At 75.8% G+C, this 17436-nt stretch carries 15 protein-coding genes; 7 read left to right on the top strand and 8 right to left on the bottom strand.

The window, feature by feature from the left end:
* Positions 1-122: 122 nt before the first annotated feature.
* From ACIPYS_RS17230 to ACIPYS_RS17250, 5 genes are all read right to left on the bottom strand, one after another.
* A complete protein-coding gene (locus ACIPYS_RS17230) occupies positions 123-1766 on the bottom strand; it encodes a BCCT family transporter (protein ID WP_400746964.1) in 1644 nt (547 codons plus the stop codon).
* 177 nt (positions 1767-1943) lie between these two features.
* Positions 1944-2333: a MerR family transcriptional regulator gene (locus tag ACIPYS_RS17235; protein WP_400746966.1), complete on the bottom strand. Its 390-nt coding sequence runs from the start codon at positions 2331-2333 to the stop codon at positions 1944-1946.
* 54 nt (positions 2334-2387) lie between these two features.
* Positions 2388-3230, bottom strand: coding sequence for an alpha/beta fold hydrolase (locus ACIPYS_RS17240; protein WP_400746968.1), 843 nt, complete (start codon positions 3228-3230; stop codon positions 2388-2390).
* A 233-nt stretch (positions 3231-3463) separates the two neighbouring features.
* Positions 3464-4117: a TetR/AcrR family transcriptional regulator gene (locus ACIPYS_RS17245; RefSeq protein WP_045943995.1), complete on the bottom strand. Its 654-nt coding sequence runs from the start codon at positions 4115-4117 to the stop codon at positions 3464-3466.
* Between the two features lie 148 nt (positions 4118-4265).
* Entirely contained in the window at positions 4266-5174 is a 909-nt protein-coding gene (locus ACIPYS_RS17250) for an acyl-CoA thioesterase (RefSeq protein ID WP_400746971.1), read from the bottom strand.
* 193 nt (positions 5175-5367) lie between these two features.
* Between ACIPYS_RS17250 and ACIPYS_RS17255 the strand changes: the two genes are divergently transcribed.
* The 3 genes from ACIPYS_RS17255 (at position 5368) to ACIPYS_RS17265 (ending at position 10745) form a co-directional block, all read left to right on the top strand.
* Positions 5368-6813, top strand: a complete 1446-nt coding sequence (locus ACIPYS_RS17255) for an SWIM zinc finger family protein (RefSeq protein WP_400746973.1) — start codon at positions 5368-5370, stop codon at positions 6811-6813.
* Entirely contained in the window at positions 6810-9581 is a 2772-nt protein-coding gene (locus ACIPYS_RS17260; RefSeq protein WP_400746975.1) for a DUF6493 family protein, read from the top strand. The genes ACIPYS_RS17255 and ACIPYS_RS17260 overlap by 4 nt, the downstream gene beginning before the upstream one ends.
* Positions 9582-9764: 183 nt before the next feature.
* Positions 9765-10745 carry a DUF389 domain-containing protein gene (locus tag ACIPYS_RS17265; RefSeq protein WP_400746977.1) on the top strand — a complete coding sequence of 327 codons (981 nt, stop codon included), beginning with the start codon at positions 9765-9767 and terminating at the stop codon, positions 10743-10745.
* A 108-nt stretch (positions 10746-10853) separates the two neighbouring features.
* Here ACIPYS_RS17265 and ACIPYS_RS17270 read toward each other — a convergent pair whose 3' ends face one another.
* The 3 genes from ACIPYS_RS17270 to ACIPYS_RS17280 all read right to left on the bottom strand — a co-directional run bounded on the left by ACIPYS_RS17270 (position 10854) and on the right by ACIPYS_RS17280 (position 13481).
* Positions 10854-12143 (bottom strand): MBL fold metallo-hydrolase, encoded by a 1290-nt coding sequence (locus tag ACIPYS_RS17270; RefSeq protein ID WP_400747246.1) that lies wholly within the window; start codon positions 12141-12143, stop codon positions 10854-10856.
* A gap of 265 nt (positions 12144-12408) precedes the next feature.
* Positions 12409-12861: a MaoC family dehydratase gene (locus ACIPYS_RS17275; protein ID WP_093859537.1), complete on the bottom strand. Its 453-nt coding sequence runs from the start codon at positions 12859-12861 to the stop codon at positions 12409-12411.
* 176 nt (positions 12862-13037) lie between these two features.
* Complete coding sequence (locus ACIPYS_RS17280; protein ID WP_093859536.1) at positions 13038-13481, bottom strand: pyridoxamine 5'-phosphate oxidase family protein; 444 nt, start codon at positions 13479-13481, stop codon at positions 13038-13040.
* A 350-nt stretch (positions 13482-13831) separates the two neighbouring features.
* On the opposite strand from ACIPYS_RS17280, the gene ACIPYS_RS17285 reads away from it, so the two are divergent.
* The 4 genes from ACIPYS_RS17285 to ACIPYS_RS17300 all read left to right on the top strand — a co-directional run bounded on the left by ACIPYS_RS17285 (position 13832) and on the right by ACIPYS_RS17300 (position 17436).
* Positions 13832-14734: a hypothetical protein gene (locus tag ACIPYS_RS17285; protein WP_400746980.1), complete on the top strand. Its 903-nt coding sequence runs from the start codon at positions 13832-13834 to the stop codon at positions 14732-14734.
* Between the two features lie 189 nt (positions 14735-14923).
* Positions 14924-15496 carry a hypothetical protein gene (locus ACIPYS_RS17290; protein WP_400746982.1) on the top strand — a complete coding sequence of 191 codons (573 nt, stop codon included), beginning with the start codon at positions 14924-14926 and terminating at the stop codon, positions 15494-15496.
* Positions 15490-16437: a hypothetical protein gene (locus ACIPYS_RS17295; RefSeq protein ID WP_400746984.1), complete on the top strand. Its 948-nt coding sequence runs from the start codon at positions 15490-15492 to the stop codon at positions 16435-16437. Before ACIPYS_RS17290 ends, ACIPYS_RS17295 begins: the two co-directional genes overlap by 7 nt.
* 78 nt (positions 16438-16515) lie before the next feature.
* Complete coding sequence (locus tag ACIPYS_RS17300; RefSeq protein WP_400746986.1) at positions 16516-17436, top strand: SAF domain-containing protein; 921 nt, start codon at positions 16516-16518, stop codon at positions 17434-17436.

Here is a 17436-nt window from a genome sequence, read left to right on the forward strand (position 1 = left end):
CGATCGCTACGTGCGGGTGAAGTCCGGGTGGGGGGTGGGCGTCGGCTTGGGCGGCCATGGCAACGCCGCAGGTCACGCCCGTGCCCCGGGGTGGGCGGCGGCCCACCCCGGGGAGGCGGGGTTCACCCGTTCGGGGGGCGCCGGTTCCCGTTGCGGGCGGCGGCCATGGCCTCGCCGACGGCGACCCGGACGGCGTCCCGCAGGCCGTGGGCGGGGTGGAAGCGGGACTGTCCGGCGGCGGGGTCGGTCCGCAGCTCCTTCACCAGCGCGACGCACAGCAGCAGCATCACCCCGACGAACGGCAGCGCGACCAGGATGGTGGCGTTCTGCAGCGCGGTGAGCCCGCCGGCCAGCAGCAGTGCGGCCGCGACCCCGCCCATCAGCACGCCCCACACCACCACCAGCCAGGTGCGCGGGTGGAGCGAGCCGCGGCTGGAGAGCGAGCCGAGGACGAGCGAGGCCGAGTCGGCGCTGGTGATGAAGAAGGTCATCACCAGCAGGACCGCGATCACACTGGTCACCGTGCCGCCGGGGAGCGAGCGCAGCATTTCGAAGAGCGAGGCCTCGGCGCCCTGCGGGATGGTCTCGACGAGATCGGCGGCGCCGGTGCTGTCGAGCCGGATCGCGGTGCCGCCCATGACGCAGAACCAGATCACGGTGGCCCCGCTGGGCACCAGCAGGACACCGAGCAGGAACTCCCGCACGGTGCGGCCGCGCGAGATGCGGGCGATGAAGGTGCCGACGAAAGGGGCCCAGGACAGCCACCAGGCCCAGTAGAAGATGGTCCAGCTGCCGAGCCAGCTCTCGTCCGTGAAGGCACCGGTCTGGGTGGACATCGCGAGCAGGTCGGAGAGGTAGCCGCCGACGCTGGAGGGGATCGCGTCCAGGACGAACACGGTGGGGCCGACCACGAAGACGAAGAGCATGATCAGCGAGGCCAGCACCACATTGGCGGTGGAGAGCCACTTCACGCCCTTGTGCACGCCGGAGAAGGCGGAGAGGACGAAGGCGGCGCTCAGCGAGGCGATGATCACCAGCTGGGTGCGCTCGGTGTTGCTGACGTCGGAGACGTAGCCGAGGCCGTCGGCCACCTGGAGGGCGCCGAGGCCGAGGCTGGTGGCCGAGCCGAACACGGTGGCGAAGACGGCGAGCAGGTCGATCGCCCGGCCCGGCCAGCCGTCGGCGCCGCGCTCGCCGATCAGGGGGACGAACGCGGCGGAGATCCGGTTGCCGCGGCCCTTGCGGAAGGTGGTGTAGGCGAGCGCGAGGCCGCCGACCGCGTAGATCGCCCACGGGTGCAGGGTCCAGTGGAAGAGGGAGAACTCCAGGGCCTGCTGGGCGGCGGCCGCCGACTGCGGTTCGAGGCCGGAGCCGGGCTGCGGGGCGGCGAAGAGCTGGAGCGGCTCGCCGACGCCGTAGAACATCAGCCCGATGCCCATGCCCGCGCTGAACATCATGGCCACCCAGGCGAGGGTGGAGAACTCCGGTTCGTCGTCGTCCCGGCCGAGCCGGATCCGTCCGAAGCGGCTGAACGCGAGCAGCACGGTGAGGGCGAGGAAGACGTCGGCGGCGACGACGAAGAGCCAGCCGAAGTTGTGCAGGACCCAGCCGAGGGCGGTGCTGGAGGTCCGGCCGAGGGAGTCCTCGGCGAAGATGCCCCAGGCGACGACCCCGAGCACCGCGACCGCGCCGATCCCGAAGACCACCCGGTCGACGGGGAGGGTGGCGGCCGGTTCGTCCGGCGGCCCGGTGGGTTGACTGGTCATGGGGGTACCTCTCGCGGCTTACTGGCGGGCCGACGGCATGCGTCGGCGACATGATCTGAAAGGGATACATGTCGTACTATGTCCAGTTCCCGTCCGGAGAGTCGGGACGGCGCGCCGGGAGGCGGGGAGCTGAGGGGTCGTCAGTCGCGGCGGGCGGCGGCGGGGGCGTCGCCGGGTTCAGGCCGCGGCGGGGAGCGGGAGGGCCGGCTGCGGGGACGCGGGTCCGGCGGTGTCCAGGTAGCCGGCCAGCGCGTTCCGGCTGCGGGTCAGCTCGCCGATCCGCGCGTCCAGTTCGGCGAGTTCGCCGCGGAGGGTGGCGAGCAGGTCGGGGCAGGACTCCAGGGCGGGGGCCGGCCCGCTGGCGCAGGGGAGGATCCCGGCGATCACCCGGGTGGGCAGGCCCGCCGCCAGCAGGCCCCGGATCTGCCGCACCCGGACGGTGTCGCCCTCGCCGTACTCGCGGTAGCCGCCGGCCGAGCGGGTGGGCCGCAGCAGGCCCTGCTCCTCGTAGTACCGCAGCAGGCGGGTGGACACCCCGGTCAGGCGGGCGAGTTCTCCGATGCGCATGACCGGGCGAACGCCGCCGTCCGGCCGGGTGTTCCCGCGCGGGCGGGGCGGCGGTCAGCCGGCGACCGGGCCGGCGGGCTGCTCGGCCAGGAATCCGAGCAGCAGCTCCCGCAGCTCGGGCAGCCGCTCGACCATCGGCAGGTGGCCGGCCGTCAGCTCGACCAGCCGGGCCCCGGGGATGCCCTCGGCCAGGGCGCGGTGCTGCTCCGGCGGCACCAGCCCGTCCTCGGTGGTGCTGACGACCAGGGTCGGGACGCCGACCCTGGCCAGCTCGGCGCGGACGTCGGCCCGGGCGGCCAGGTCGAACTGGGCGTGGAAGCCGGCCGGGAGCGGCGCGGCGGCCAGGGCGGTGCGCAGCCCGGCGAGCTGTCCGGCGGGCAGCGCGTCCACCCAGGTCCGGCCGAACACCACGGTCAGCAGCTGGTTGGCCATCAGTTCGGGGTGCCCGGCGAGGGCGGATGCCTGGTCGGCGAGCAGCCGGAACCGCTGCGAGCCGCCGGCCACCCCGGCGAGCAGCAGCAGTGAGCGGACCCGCCCGGGGTGGCGGGTCACGGCCCGGACGGCCACGGCGGCGCCGAGCGAGTAGCCGGCCAGGTCGAAGGCGTCCAGGCCCTCCGCGTCGGCGGCGGCCACCAGGCGGTCGGCCAGGTCGTCGAGGGAGAGCCCGCCCGGTTCGGCGGGGCTGTCGCCGGAGCCGGGGAAGTCGGGGGCGACGACCGTGCGGCGGGTGGCGAGGTCGTCGAGCAGCGGGCCCCAGTTGTCGTGTGCGCTGCCGCCCGCGCCGTGGGCGAGCAGTAGTCCGGGGCCGCTGCCCAGGACGGTCCGGGCGAGCGGTGCGGCGGGGGAGGCGGACGCGGTGGCGGGGGAGGAGAGCGGTGCGGCAGGGCGGGTGGTCATGGCGGTGCTCCTGGGCGGGTCGTGCGGGACGGAGGGGGTTGGGACCGGACGGCCGGCCCGCTCCGCACGCTAGGAGTTCACACCGGTGTGAAGGTCAAGCCCGTCGCTCCACCACCCGGGGCCGCCCCGCCCCCCGCGCCGCCCTGCCCCCCCCCGCGCCGCCCCGCCGCGCGGGCACGCCGGGGAGCGGGCCGGCCGGACCTGCCCGGACCGGCCCGCGCCCGCGTGGGGCCTCAGGCCGTGGACGTGACCTCGTACGGGGCCGGGCGGGGCGTTTCGTACGGGTTCAGCACCAGCCGCACCACGTCCTCCAGCCGCCGCCGGGCGTCGCCCAGCGTGGTGCGGCCGGTCACCCAGGCCGTCAGCTCGCCCTGCCAGGCGTGGCCGACGATGTGCCGCACCAGGTCACTGGCCGCGGCCGGCACTTCGTCGGCCATCACCGCCTGGAGCGCCGTGCTGTCGGCCCGGGCCATGCCCTGGAGCGCCTCGCTGGCGAAGGGGTCGGTGGAGGCGGCGACGGCCACCCGCAGTCTGGCCAGCTCGGGCTGCCGCTGGTAGGCGCGCATGCCGCCGCGGACGAACCGCGCCACCCGGTCCGTGGCGCCCAGGCCGGCGCGCGGTCCGCGCAGCTCCGCCACCAGGTCGGCCAGCAGCAGCCGGTGCCAGTCGGCGATCGCCGCCGCCAGCAGGTGGTCCTTGGAGGAGAAGTAGCGGTACGCCGTCCCCAGGGCGACTCCGGACCGCTCGCAGACCTGCTTCATCTGCAGCCGCTCGACGCCGATCTCGTTCACCAGGGCGAGCGCCGCCGCGATCAGGCTTTCGCGGCGTTCGAGCTGACGCGGAGACATCGCCTCCACCGGCCGTGGTGACAGGTCAACCTTGGTCACCCGCACCATGATACGGGCCGGGGCCGCTCAGGAATATGACGCCGACCGGCCGCCCGCCGTTCGCCCCCCGGTCACCGAGTGCGGGTGGGGCGGCGGACGGCGGGCGCGGCGCGGCGGGCCGGGCGGAGCGGGCGGGCGGACCGGGTGGTCAGCGGGGCGCGACGAGGCGTTCGCGGATCAGCGCCTCCTGGACGGCGGAGGCCACCAGTCGCCCCCCTCGGTCGTAGAACTCGCCCAGCGCCAGACCCCGGCCGTCCGAGGAGGACGGGCTGCGCTGGGCGAACAGCAGCCATTCGTCGGCCCGGAACGGCCGGTGGAACCACATCGCGTGGTCCAGCGAGGCCATCAGCAGCCGGGGCGGCTCGGTGCGCTGGAAGAAGTTCGGCTGGACGTGCAGCCCGGCGGTGGAGGCCAGGGTGAGGTCCGAGAGGTAGGTGAGGGCGCAGACGTGCAGCAGCGGGTCGTCGGCGGGCAGCGGGGAGCCGGCGCGCAGCCAGACGAACTGCTGCGGCATGCCGGGCACGGCCGGCGGCACGCCCGGCGCGTCCGGTGGGACGAAGCGCAGCTCCAGGGCGCCGAAGCCGCTGGCGGCCAGTGCCGCCCGGGCCTCGTCGTCCCAGTGCGCGAAGGCGTCCGGCAGTTCCTCGGGGCCGGGCAGCGCGGGGATCTCGCGGTGCCGGTCGGCGGCCGGCTCGGGGCGCTTGAAGGACGCCGAGAGGGTGAAGACGGTCTCTCCCCGCTGGACCGCCGTCACCCGCCGGGTGGCGTAGGAGGAGCCCTGGCGGACCCGGTCCACCCGGTACTCGATCGGGCGGCCCGGGTCGCCGGGCATCAGGAAGTAGCCGTGCAGCGAGTGCACCGAGCGGTCCGCCCCGATCGTCCGCCCGGCCGCCACCAGGGCCTGCGCGGCGACCTGGCCGCCGAACGCGCGCATCGGCGCCCCGGCGTGGCAGCGGCCGCGGAACGTGTTCTCGTCGAGGGGCTCGATCCGCAGCAGATCGGCGAACGGTCCGACCGTGTCGATCGCCCGTCTGTCCTGTTCGGTCAGCTCTGTCACTGGCCCATAGTGGCAGACCGGGGTGCCCCGCCGATGTGACGTGGGTAACCCGTCCGGGCGAACACGCTTGCTAGAACGTGTTCCATTGTCCGGATTCCGACGGAGGGCGGACAGTGCCGCGGCGGCCGGCCGGGCGGGCTGCCGCCGGAGCCGGGACGGCCGATTGTCAGTGCCTCGACCTAGCGTCACGGGCATGTCGCAATCCGCACACGCGTACGCCTATCTGCGCCCGTCCGCCGTCGTCGACGGCGCGGCCGGCCGGAGCCTCGCCCTGGAGACGTCCGGCGGCGCCACCCCGCTGGGGGACGCCGCCCACCCGCGGTTCTTCGCGGGTTTCCTGGCCGAGCCGGCCCCGGCCGCCGCCGCGCTGCTCGCCGTGGCGGACGTCGCCGCCGCCCGGTACTACCAGCCTCAGCTGCGCGCCTCGCTGGACCCGGTGGTCACCGCCAACGGCGACCGGCTCCGGTTCGAGTCCTTCTCCGGCTGCTGCGGCGTCTACGCCCGCCTGGACGTGCTCGCCGCCGGTCTGGACGGCGACGCGATCGGCCACGGCACCACCAACGTCGACGTCAACAATCCGTTGCGAGAAGCACTCACCCGGATCGCTCCGGCCGAGCCGCTGCACCTCGCCGTCGGCCCGGACGCCCTGGAGGTCACCACCTTCGACGGGCCGGTCGTCGAGAAGAAGGTCCCGCTGCCCGAGCGCTGGCTGCGCGGCTTCGCCGAGACCCAGGTGACCGCCGCCGGATTCGACCTGCGGGCCGAGCTGCCGGCCGCCGAGGCGGTCCGCTTCCTCCGTTCGCTGCCCCGCGGCGGCCGGGCCGGGGCCAGGACGGTCCAGTGGGTGGTCCTCGCCGGGCGGACGCTGCGGCCGACCACCAGGCCGGTGGCCGGCGCGGTCTGCCTGCCGGGCCCGGAGCGGCTGGCCGCCCTGCAGCGGGTGCTGCGGCACGCCAGGGCACTGCGGATCTACGGCCCGTCGGCCGTCGGTGACGGTCCGACGGCCTCCGCCTGGGAGGTCGAGCTGCCCGGGATGCGGCTCACCCTCACCCTCTCGCCGGACCCGTCCCGGGGCTTCAGCGGCGAGGGCGGTGTCCTCGGGGCGCTGGCCACCGGCACCGCCGAGCCGGACGCCGACCTGGTCGCGACGCTGCTCGCCTGGGAGCCGAGGATCGAGGTCGCCGAGCTCGCCGAGCAGGCCGGTCTCGCCCCGGCCCGGGTGCGGGCCGCGCTGACCAGGCTCGGCACCGCCGGGCAGATCGGCTACGACGTGGCCGAGGCCGCGTACTTCCACCGCCGGCTCCCGTACGAGTCCGGGCGGGCGGAGTCGGCCAACCCCCGGCTGAAGGCCGCCCGCGCACTGGTCGCCGCCGGCGCCGTCCGGCTGGAGGAGGGCGGCGCGACGGCGGTCGTCACGGTGGACGACCACGTCCAGCGGGTGCGGACGGAGGCGGCGGGCGCGGTCGGCTGCACCTGCCTCTGGTGGGCGAAGTACCGGGGCGGGCGCGGGCCGTGCAAGCACGTGCTGGCGGTCGGCATGGTCCGCGAGGCGCAGGCCGGGGCGGGGGCCGGGAGCGGGATCCACACGCGGACGCAGACGCGGGGACAGGACGGCGGAGTCCGGGAGGGGACACGATGAGCGGCACGACCACGAGCACGAGGCCCGGCACGAGCACGAGCACGCGCACGAGCGCCAGTACGACGGCGACCGCGGACTCCGCCGCCGTGGAGGCCCTGCTGACGGAGATCCGGGAGGGCCGGCCCGATCGGCTGCCGAAGCTGCTCGCCGCGCTCGGGCCCGCCGAGCGGCGCTCCTGCGTCCCGGCGCTCAGGGAACTGCGCCGGGCCAACCGCGGCGAGTGGACGAAGCCGGCCAACCAGCGGATGTGCGCGCTGCTGGTGGCCGGCGCCGGCTGCCACCCCGGCCCGGCCGGCGCGGCCGCCTGGATCGGCTCCCGGGACTTCACCGGCCGTTCCTGGGCCCGCCACCCCGCCCTGGCCGAGGTGGTCGAGGCCCAGCCGGAGGAGTGGCAGGTCGAGGTGGTGGGCCGGCTCGCCGCCAAGCGCGGCTCCGGCTTCAGCTGGGACCTCTTCCCGCTGATCGAGCGGGTGGTGCGGCGCACCGGCTGCGCGGTGCCGGCCTCCGACGAGTTCGTCGCCGAGTGGCTGCGGTCGGGCGCCGGGCGGGAGAACAGTCCGCGCGGCAGCGCCACCACCCTGCTGGAGCGGTTGCGGGTCGACACCTTCACCCCGGTCCTGCTGCCCCGGGTGTTCGAGCTGGAGGACGTCGCCTGGACGCTCGACGCCGGGCTCGGCACCCGGCCCGGGGACAACTGGCCGGCGGCGATCGCCGGGCTGGCCGAGGAGGGCCTGTTCGGCCGGGCGGAGCTGATCGACCTCTGCCTGGGCCGGCTGGTGCGCGGCGGCCGGGCCGCCGACCAGCGGGCCTTCCTGGGCGTGCTGACCACGCTCGCGCCCACGCCGCAGGAGTACGCGGCCCGGGTCCGCGACCTGATGGCGCTGCTCGACGGGCTCCCGGCGGTGGCCGGGCACGCCCAGCAGGTGCTCGCCGGGCTGGACGGGGCCGGGCTGGTCGAACCGGAGCTGGTCACCGAGGCTTCCGCGGTGGTGCTGTTCCGGGCCGAGAAGAAGCTGGTGCGCGCCCAGCTCGCCTGGCTTGAACAGGCCGCGCGGAGCGCGCCGGAGCGCTCCGGCCCGGTCGCGCTGGCCGCCGCCGAGGCGTTCGGCCACCCCGACAGCGCCCTCCAGGAACGGGCGCTCAACCTGGTCGCCCGCCGCCTGAAGACCGCCGGCGAGGCCGTGCTGCCGGAGCTGCGCCTCGCCGCCGGGACGCTGAACCCCGTCCACCACGCCCGGGCGGGCGCGCTGTTCGGCGCCGTCCTCGGCGGCTCGGGGGAGGAGGACACCGCCTGGGACGAACTGCTCCCGCCGGTCCCCGAGCCGGCCCCGCTCGGGGAGCCGCTCGCCACCCCGGCGGAGGTCGCCGAGGAGCTGGCCGTGCTGCTGGCCGCGGGCCGGCCCGGCGTCGCCGTCCTCGAACGCGTCCTGGACGGCCTGGTCCGGCACGCCCACCGTGACCGCCCGGCGCTGGCCGAGGCACTGGAACCGGTGCTGCGGGCCCACCCGTGGCAGAACGTCGGCCGGTGGCAGGACTGCGGCCCGGCCGACGCGCACTACCTCGCCGCCGTGGTGGCCGGCCAGGTGGACCCGTACCGGCTCGGACACGTCTTCCGGAACAAGGGCCGGCACCCGCTGCGCGGCGAGCACAACACCGTGTACGGCACGGTGCTGGCCGCCCGGATCTCCGAGGCGGCCGAGCGGGTCGCGGCCGACCCGCTGCCGTTGCTGCTCGCCACGCCGACCGACGCCACCGGCGCGATCGCCGCGACCGCGCTGGTCGGCCGGATCGCCGCCTACGAGGCCGCCGGCGCGGCGGTCGCTCCGGCCGACCTGAACGCGGCGCTGCTGCGGGTCGCCCCGACGGCTGACCCGCAGGTGCTGGCGGCCGCCGACCGGCTGACCTCGCCCGCCGGGCGGTGGCTGGCGGCCTGGTTGCGCGGGGGCGGTCTGCCGGCCCAGAGCTCGGAGCGGGTGCTGTTCGCCCCGGCCCCGGCGTCGCTGCGCCCGCTGCGGTACTGGGACCGCTGGTGGGAGGCCCTGAAGCGGCTCGCGGTCGCCCAGCCCGGCAGCGCCGGACCGGCCGGGCCCGCGGGCGAGCGGCTCGGCCCGGAGTTCCGGGCGCTGCTGGAGGGCACCGAGCCCAGCGTGGCCCGGGTCCGCAAGCAGGACGAGTGGCTCTGGGAGCCCACCGAGCACTGGGCCGCGATGCTCCCGCACCACCGGGAGGAGCTGGCGGCCCGATGGCTGGACCGGTTCGCCGATTCCGCCGACCGGGAGCGGCGCGGTGTCGCCCGGATGCTGGTCGTGCTCGCCGAGGCGGGCGGGCCGGCCGGGCTGGCGCTGCACCTGGCACTGGCCTACTGCCTCGGCGCGCGGTTCCCGGAGGACCGCACCGCCGCCGTGGACGCGCTGCTGGTGCTGGCCGCCCGGGGCGACCTGGACGCCGCCCTGCTCGGGCGCGAGCTGGGCGAGCTCCTCGCGCTCGGGACGGTGAAGCCGAACCGCCTCGCCCAGGCCCTGGGCACCGCCGCCGACACCGGGGCCTGCGCCACCGCCTGGTCGGTGCTGGCCCCCGTCCTGCCCACGCTGCTCGGGGGCGAGGCGCTGCGGGGCACCGCCGACGTGCTCGCGGTCGCCACCGACGCCGCGCGCCGCTCGCGGGCACGCGGCCCGGTGGAGGAGGTGACCGCCACCGCGGCGCGGCCCGGCGCCGCCCGGCTGGTGAAGGAGGCCCGGGCGCTGCGCGACGTGTTGGCGGGCGACTGAGCCCGCGCCCGCCGACGGGGCACCGGCGGCGCTGCGGGCCGCCGGGCCGGGCGGGCCCAGCACCGCGGCCCAGCGCCGTGTCCGGGTGCCGGTGGTGCCCGGCGGAGGGCCCCGACGTGGGTGTTCGCCCGGGCCGCCTAGGGTGTGCGGGACCGCCACCCGTCGCCCGCCACCGGAGCACCTGTGCTGCACCTGCGTCTGATCGTCCCCGCCGACCTCCGGGATCCCGTGCTGAGCTGTCTGGACGACTGCGTCGGCGTCACCCACGTGGTGCTGCTGCCCGACGCGGCCGTCCGTCCGTCCGGGGACGTGGTGCTGTGCGACGTCGCCCGGGAGTCGGCGGACGAAGTGCTGGCGGGCCTCCGGGAGACCGGTCTGACCGAGCGCGGCGCGATCGACGTCCAGGAGATCGAGCTGACCCTCTCGAAGGCCGCCGACGAGGCCGAACGGCTCGCACCCGGTGAGGGCGCCGACGCCCTGGTGTGGGAGTCGGTCTCCGAGATCACCCACGAGGAGTCCACCCTCACCTGGGTCTTCCTGGCCTTCCTCGCCGTCGCGACCATGCTGGCGGCCTGCGGTGCCGTCCTGGACAGCGCGATCCTGGTGGTCGGGGCGATGGCGGTGGGGCCGGAGTTCGGTCCGCTGGCCGGGCTCTGCGTCGCACTGGTGCAGCGGCGGTCCCGGCCCGCGCTGCGCTCGCTGAACGCGCTGATGACGGGCTTCGCCGTGGCGATGGCACTGACGGTCGTGTTCACCCTGCTGATGGACGGCCTGGGCCTGTTCACCCTGGAGGAGTTCGACGGCGCCCGCCCCAACACCTCGTTCATCTGGCAGCCGGACGCCACCTCGTTCGTGGTGGCCTTCCTGGCGGGCATCGCCGGGCTGCTCTCGGTCACCTCGGCCAAGGCGGGGATGATGGTCGGGGTGGCGATCTCGGTGACCACGGTGCCGGCCGCCGCCAACGCGGCCGTCGCGCTCGGGTACGGGGACTTCCGTCAGTTCTGGGGGTCCAGCCTGCAGTTGCTGCTGAACATGGCGGGCATCGTGCTGGCCGGGGTGCTCACCCTGCTGGTGCAGCAGGCGGGCTGGCGGCTGATCCGCCGCCGGGCCGATGAGGCCGGCGCGGCGGGCGGGGCCGCGGGCGGGCGGCGCACCGCGGGCTAGGAGTCCGTCCGGGCACGCGAGCGCACCACCCGGCACGTCCGCGCGCCGGCACGTCCGCGCGCCGGCACGTCCACGCGCCGCCCGGCCGGACGCGGCCGCCGGACCCGCTCAGACCGGGACGCCGTCGTCCTCGGCCGTCACCGTGGGGCGGGACCCGTTCGTTCCCGCCGGTCCGGTGCCCGCCGGCCCGGCACCCCGTGCCGCCGGCCCCGTCGCAGCTGCGGCGGCCGCGGCATCCGCGGCGGCCGTCGGGTCCGCCGATCCGTCCGGCACCACCAGTGGCGTGCCGTCCCCGTCCCCGGGCGGCGCGGCCACCGCCCGCCACCAGCGCCGCAGCGCGGGCGGCTCGACCGGTTCGAAGGGCTTGCCGGGGCGCGGCACCACCAGCCGGGCGCCCTGGGCCCGCGCGGCGGCGACCACCCGCTCGGCGGGCTCCTCCCACGGATGCGGGGCGAGGTTGAAGGTGCACCAGTGGATCGGCAGCAGTACCTCGCCGCCGAGGTCCAGATGCGCCCGGACGCCCTCCTCGGGCGTCATGTGCACCTCGGGCCAGAAGTCGCTGTAGGCGCCGACCTGCACCATCGTCGCGTCGAACGGGCCCAGTCGGCGGCCGATCTCGGCGAAGCCGGCGAAGTAGCCGGTGTCCCCGCTGTGGAACACGGTGCGGCCGCCGCCCGCCACCACCCAGGAGGCCCACAGGAAGAGCGGGCTGGTGCGCGGACCGCGGCTGCAGTAGTGCCGGGCGGGGGTGGCGGTCAGGGTCAGGCCCGCCACCTCGGCCGACTCCCACCAGTCGAGTTCGACGATCCGGTCGGCCGGCACGCCCCAGTACTCCAGGTGCGCCCCGACCCCGAGCGGCACGGCGAAGGTCGCGCCGGTGCCGATCAGGGCCCGGACGGTCCCCATGTCGAGGTGGTCGTAGTGGTCGTGGGAGACGACCACGACGTCCACCCCGTCGAGTTCGGACAGCGGCAGCGGCACCGGATGGAGCCGTTTGGGGCCGGTCCAGGCGAAGGGGGAGCAGCGTTCGCCCCAGACCGGGTCGAACAGCACCCGGCGGCCGCCGATCTCGGCGAGCACGGTGGCGTGGCCGAGCCAGGTGAGCCGCAGGCCCGAGGCGGGCGGTTCGGCGAGGTCGACCGGCAGCAGCCGGTGCAGCGGCACGGCGGCGGCCGGTACCCGGCGGACCCGGTCGGCCGCCAGCTGGGCGCGGGTGATCTCCAGCGGGCTGCGCTCGTAGACCAGCCGCCGGGTCGGCACCGGGTTGCGGAAGGCGCCGTCGGCGAACTGCGGGGAGCGGTGGATCCGGGCCAGCCGTTCGCCCCGCGGCTCGGCGCCGAAGGCGTCCGTCCGGACCCGGTGCCAGGCCGCCCGGGGCAGTCCGGTCAGGCCGGACAGCGCGCCGGGACCGGACGGTCCGGTCCGGCCGGGGGGCGTGATGAGGGTCGGGGACAGGCCGGGGACGCGGGAGTACCACGGGGCGGCTGGGCGGGGCACGGCACCTCCAAGGACGGCGACGGATACCTGGCATGCCGGGGCGCGCACCGTCGGCGGGGACACCGGTTCGGTACGACAACCATCTCGTCGGAGGTTACTCGTGCTCGGCCCTCCGGACCCGGCGAGCGGCGGCCGCCGTCCGCCGACCAGGGGCCTTCCCCGGTGATCAGGCGTAGAAACGGGTGATCGTCTCGGCCACGCAGTGCGGCTTGGCGCTCTCCGCGCTGGTGATGGTGAACCGGACCACGGCCTGCACCCCGCCGGACACCTCGGTGGCCGAGACGAGTTCGGCGGTGGCCCGGATCGCCGTCCCGACCGGCACCGGGGCGGGGAAGCGGACCTTCTCCGAGCCGTAGTTCAGCGCCATCCGGACGCCCTCGACGCCGTAGCACTCCTTGGCCAGCACCGGGATCATCGACATCGTCAGGTAGCCGTGCGCGATGGTCGAGCCGAACTGGCTCTCCTTCGCCCGCTCGGGGTCGACGTGGATCCACTGGTGGTCGCCGGTGGCCTCGGCGAACAGGTCGATCCGCGCCTGGTCGACGGTGTGCCACTGGCTGGTCCCCAGCTCGGTGCCGACGGCGGCGGTCAGCTCGGCGAGGGAGGCGAAGATCGTCACGGAGCGCTCCTGAGGGCGGGCGGTGCGACAGCGGTCGCGGTGCGGTGGTGCGAACTCCGCAGAGTATGCCTACTCGCCGGTCACCTGTCAGGGGTCCGCCGGAAGCACCCGCCCGGGGCGGTCACGCCCCTTCGAACAGTCGGGTGCGGTCGGGCGCGGTCGGACCCGGGTCGGGCTCAGGACTGCGGGACGGTGTGGCCGGACGAGGACAGCCGACGGCCGCTGATCAGCTCGGGCGCCACCGCGACGAACATCGGGTCGGGCTCGTCGGTCCAGGGCCGCAGCCCGGAGCGCAGCGCGCGGAGGATCTGCTCCGGGTCGCGCAGGATGTCCGCCCGGCCGTGGACCAGCACGCTCCAGCCGCTCCGGGTGAGCGGGTCCATCCGGTCGGCCTGGAAGGCGACGACGGTGCCGTCCAGCCCGCGCGCGGTGGCGCTGTCCCGGCGCACGGCGAGCAGCAGGCGCCCGTCCGGGACGACCTCGAAGGAGACCGGCAGCACGGCCGGGAGCGCGTGCTCGGTGTACACCACGCGTCCGACGGGCACGGTGCTGAGCAGGCGGAGGCACGCCTCGGTGCCGAGTTCCTCCGGTTCGTCGTCCAGCGCGTCGTCACGGTCCATGCGTCCGATCGTCCCTCCGCCGGGCGTGGGCCGACAGGGCCCATGGTCCCTGGGCGACAGGGCTTTGGGGCCGCGCCGTCCGGACCCGGACGGCGGGCCGGGGCGAGCTGACGGAGAGCTGACGGAGCGGGCGCGGAGGGTGACCGGGGGCGGGCGGTCCCGGACGCGTCGAGAAGACGGTGCCCGGAGGCCCGACACCGACGGCACGGGGCGATAGCCTGCCCGGCGGTGGCACCGAGGCGCACCGGGTGTGCCGCGAGGCCCGGGGCTCGGAGCCCGGAGCCCGGAGCGGGTGGCGGAACGGAACGGTTCGGCGGTCCCGGGGTACCGGGGCCGGGCAGGAGGGGGCGGTGCGGGTGGCAAGCGGGATCGATCTCGTGGTGATCGGCGCGGACGGCGGGCCGGACCGCGCGTTCGGCGGTTCGGGCCGGGCGGCCGAGGGCGCCCGGGAACTGGCCGAGGTGCTGCCCGGGATGTGCTTCGACGCGGGCGCGGCCGACACCCGGGTCACCGTGGTGGAGCCGGATGCGGACGCCAACGCCATGCTGACCGCCGTCCGGGAGGCGGCCGCCCGCCCGGGCCGCTGGCTGCTGGTCTGCCTGGTTGGCCAGTTGGTGGCCGACCCGCGCGGCCGCCGGCTCGCCCTGGTCACCGCGGGCTCGACCGCCGACAACGCCTACCGGCGCGGGCTGGCCTGGGACTGGGTGGTCAGCGCGATGGTGCACGGCGACCAGGAGGAGGCGCTGCTGCTGGTCGACGCGGTGGCCGACAAGGACACCTGGGCGGCGCTGGAACGCGGCGGCGGCGAGGACGGCGCCGGTGAGCTGCTCAGCTACCCCCGGGTCCCGCTCTGGGGCCGGATCGGCCGGCACGCGCCCGGCCGGGGGATCCCGGGCAGACGGGGCCGGGAGGCCGTCCTCCCCGGCGGGCCCGGGTCGTTCAGCCGGTCGCTCGCCACCGTGCTCCGGCAGGGCGTCCCGGGAGCGCCCGCCGCCGTCGGCCCGCACGACCTGCAGCCGGCCGTCGGCGCGCTGCTCGACGGCGGCGCCCCGCACGAGGGGGACGGTGCCGGTGCGCCCCCGCGCCAGGGCGAGGCGCCGGGTGTGCGCCTGCTCGTACCGCCGGAGGGCGGGCGCCTGCTGATGCGCAATCGGGCCGCGATTCGGGGTGCATTGGCCGGATTGTCGCTTTCCGAAGAACTGTTGGCTCTTCTGTGGCGGGAAAGTGCCCCGACGGATCCTCCTTCCGCGTAAGGTCAGGAGGCCCCAGGTGTTGCCGTGAAGGCTCGGTTTGGCGAAGAATCGATGCTCGCGAGGCAACACCAGCGGGACTGCGGAATTCTTCTGGCGGCCCCGGACCACACACGGGGCCGGCTGCGACGAGGTGGGGCGATGCGGCAGCGCGGAAATGTGTTGCGCCCTGGGGCGGTTGGGATCGGTGGGGTGATTCTGGCGTTGCTGCTGAGCGGCTGTTCCAGCAGCGGGGCCGGGGGGTCCGCCGATCGGCTGGGGACGAACGCGCCCACGGTTGCGGGCGTGACTCCGGTAACCCCTTCGGGTGGTTCGGCAAACGTCGGGAACGCGCCGACCGACGGGGTCGAAGGCGCCGCCGGGCGCGATGCGGTGAGGACCTATCAGGACTGGTGGAACGCCCAGGTCGAGGCCTACGGGCAGCCGGACTCGGACGGTTCGGGATTCGGCACCTTCGCGTCCGGACAGGTACTGACCGACGCGCTGGTCAATCTCAAACAACTGCATGACGCCAAACTGGTGATGACCGGCAGTCCGAAGAATTCCCCGGTGGTGAAGTCCGTCGACATCACGGCCGATCCGAACACCGCCGTGATCGAGGACTGCCTGGACGTGTCCGGGTGGCACCAGGCGGACGCCGCGACCCGCGCGGTCATGGACCCGCCCGACCGGCTCACCCGGTATGTGGCGACCGTTTCGCTACGACAGTTCCGAACGCGTTGGCTGATCCACGAGTTCAAGCGGGAGGTGGGACGCACATGCTGAAGCCGGTACGACGATGGGTGATCGGCGCGCCGCTGTTCGCCGGATTACTGATGGCCCCGACGGGCACCGCCGTCGCGGATTCCACTCCCACCGGGGGTGCGACCCGCTGTCATGTGAACGTGATCTGCACCGGGACGAGCGAGACCACCACCAAGCCGCCCACGGGCGGTGGCGGTGGTGGTGGGGGCGGCGGGACCGGCAGCGGGCCGCAGGTCTGCAGCTACAACGGCCGGGACTTCGCGTGCAGCGACCCCGCGTTGGGCTGGTTCAGTGCCGCGACGGGCTGCTACTACCGGCTCGCCAGCCCGCCGCCCCCGGCCGACGATCCGGTCTGGAGGGGTCACAAGCCCGAGGACGGCGGCGTCTACAACCCAACCTGCGTCCAGGGCGACGGCTCGCTCAGCCCCGGTCCGGCGGAGTTCTTCGCCCAGCCGCCCGCCGGGCCGCCGCCGGACAACCCGGTCGCGCTGGCCCACGACGCCGCCGAGGAGATCGTCTTCCCGGACCCGGTGCCCGGCATCGCCCCCGAGGGCACCTCCGTGGTCGGCGTACCGGTCTGGTTCTGGCTCGCCAACCCGCAGCCCCCGGCGGCGAAGACCGCGCGGGGCAACGTCATCGCGGTGACCGTCACCCCCCGGCTGAAGAGCCTGGAGTGGAGCCTCGGCGACCAGCTGGACCCGAACAAGGAGACGGTGAAGAAGTGCGTGGGTGCCGGCACCCCGTACGAGCCGAAGTACGGCTCCAGCCCGTCCCCGACCTGCGGCCACGTCTTCACGACCGGCTCGGGCACCCGTAAGGCGGGTCTGTTCTACGGCACCCTGACCGTGCACTGGGTCGGCGACGTCACGATCACCGGCGGCAACCAGACGGTGGCGCCGATCGACCTGGAGACCAGCGTGCGGCTCCAGTTCCCGGTGGCCGAGGTGCAGGTCCTCAACTAGGCGGCACAGAACCGCAGGCGGCGGCCGGCCGCCACCCCAGCAACGACCGACGAACGACCCGAGGAAGGCCGAAGCCCGGTGGAGAACCGTACCTTTGCCGCATCCGGCTCCGGCACGTCCGCCACGGCGACCGCGAGCAGCACCGCGCCCGCGCCCGTGGCAGTGCCGGAACAGGGGCGCGGTGCCCCGCGCACCCCCGGACGGGCGCTCGGCGCCCGGCGCAGGCGGCCCGCCGTGCTGGCCATGGCGGTGGCGCTGATAGCCGCCGGCGGGCTGGGCGGCGCGGTGCTCTACAACAGCACCGGCCAGCGGATCACCGTGCTGGCGCTGGCCCGTGACGTGCCGTGGGGGCAGACGCTGACCGAGGGCGACCTGGTGACCGTGCGGATCGCGAGCGATCCGGCGCTCAAGCCGCTGGACGCGGCCGACCGGGCCAAGGCGATCGGCATGCGGGCCACCACGGACCTCCACCGGGGCGGGTTGCTCACCAGGTCGGACCTCGCGCAGTCGCTGGTGCTGAACCCGGGGCAGCTGCTGGTCGGCGTCGCGGCCCGGCGCACCCAGCTCCCGGCGACCCGGCTCCAGCCGGGCCTTCCGGTGATCGTGGTGTACACCTCGGACGGGGGGAAGCCGGAGACGCTCGGCGCCACCGTCTACACGGTCGGCCGGGGGGACTCCGACGGCGGCCAGGTGTTCGACGTCGTCGTCAACGAGGCGGACGCCGCCCGGCTGGCGAGCTGGGTGGCCACCGGGCGGATCCAGGTGGTGCTGGCCCCGCGCCCCGCCGCCGCCTCACCGGGTGCGGCCGCCCCGGGCACGCCGGCCCCCGGCACCACGGGCACCCCCGCCGCCGGTGTGCCGACGAGCGGCGCGGCCGCGCCGGCCGCCGTCTCCGGGGCGTCCGCCGGAACCCCGGCCGCCGGAACTCCCGCCGCCGGTGCGCCGGCCTCCGGACGCCCCGCGGCCCCGGGCACGCCGACCGGGGCGGGTGGGAACTGA

Origin of the sequence: Kitasatospora sp. NPDC089913 (assembly GCF_044748625.1) — a bacterium.
Lineage (GTDB): Bacteria > Actinomycetota > Actinomycetes > Streptomycetales > Streptomycetaceae > Kitasatospora.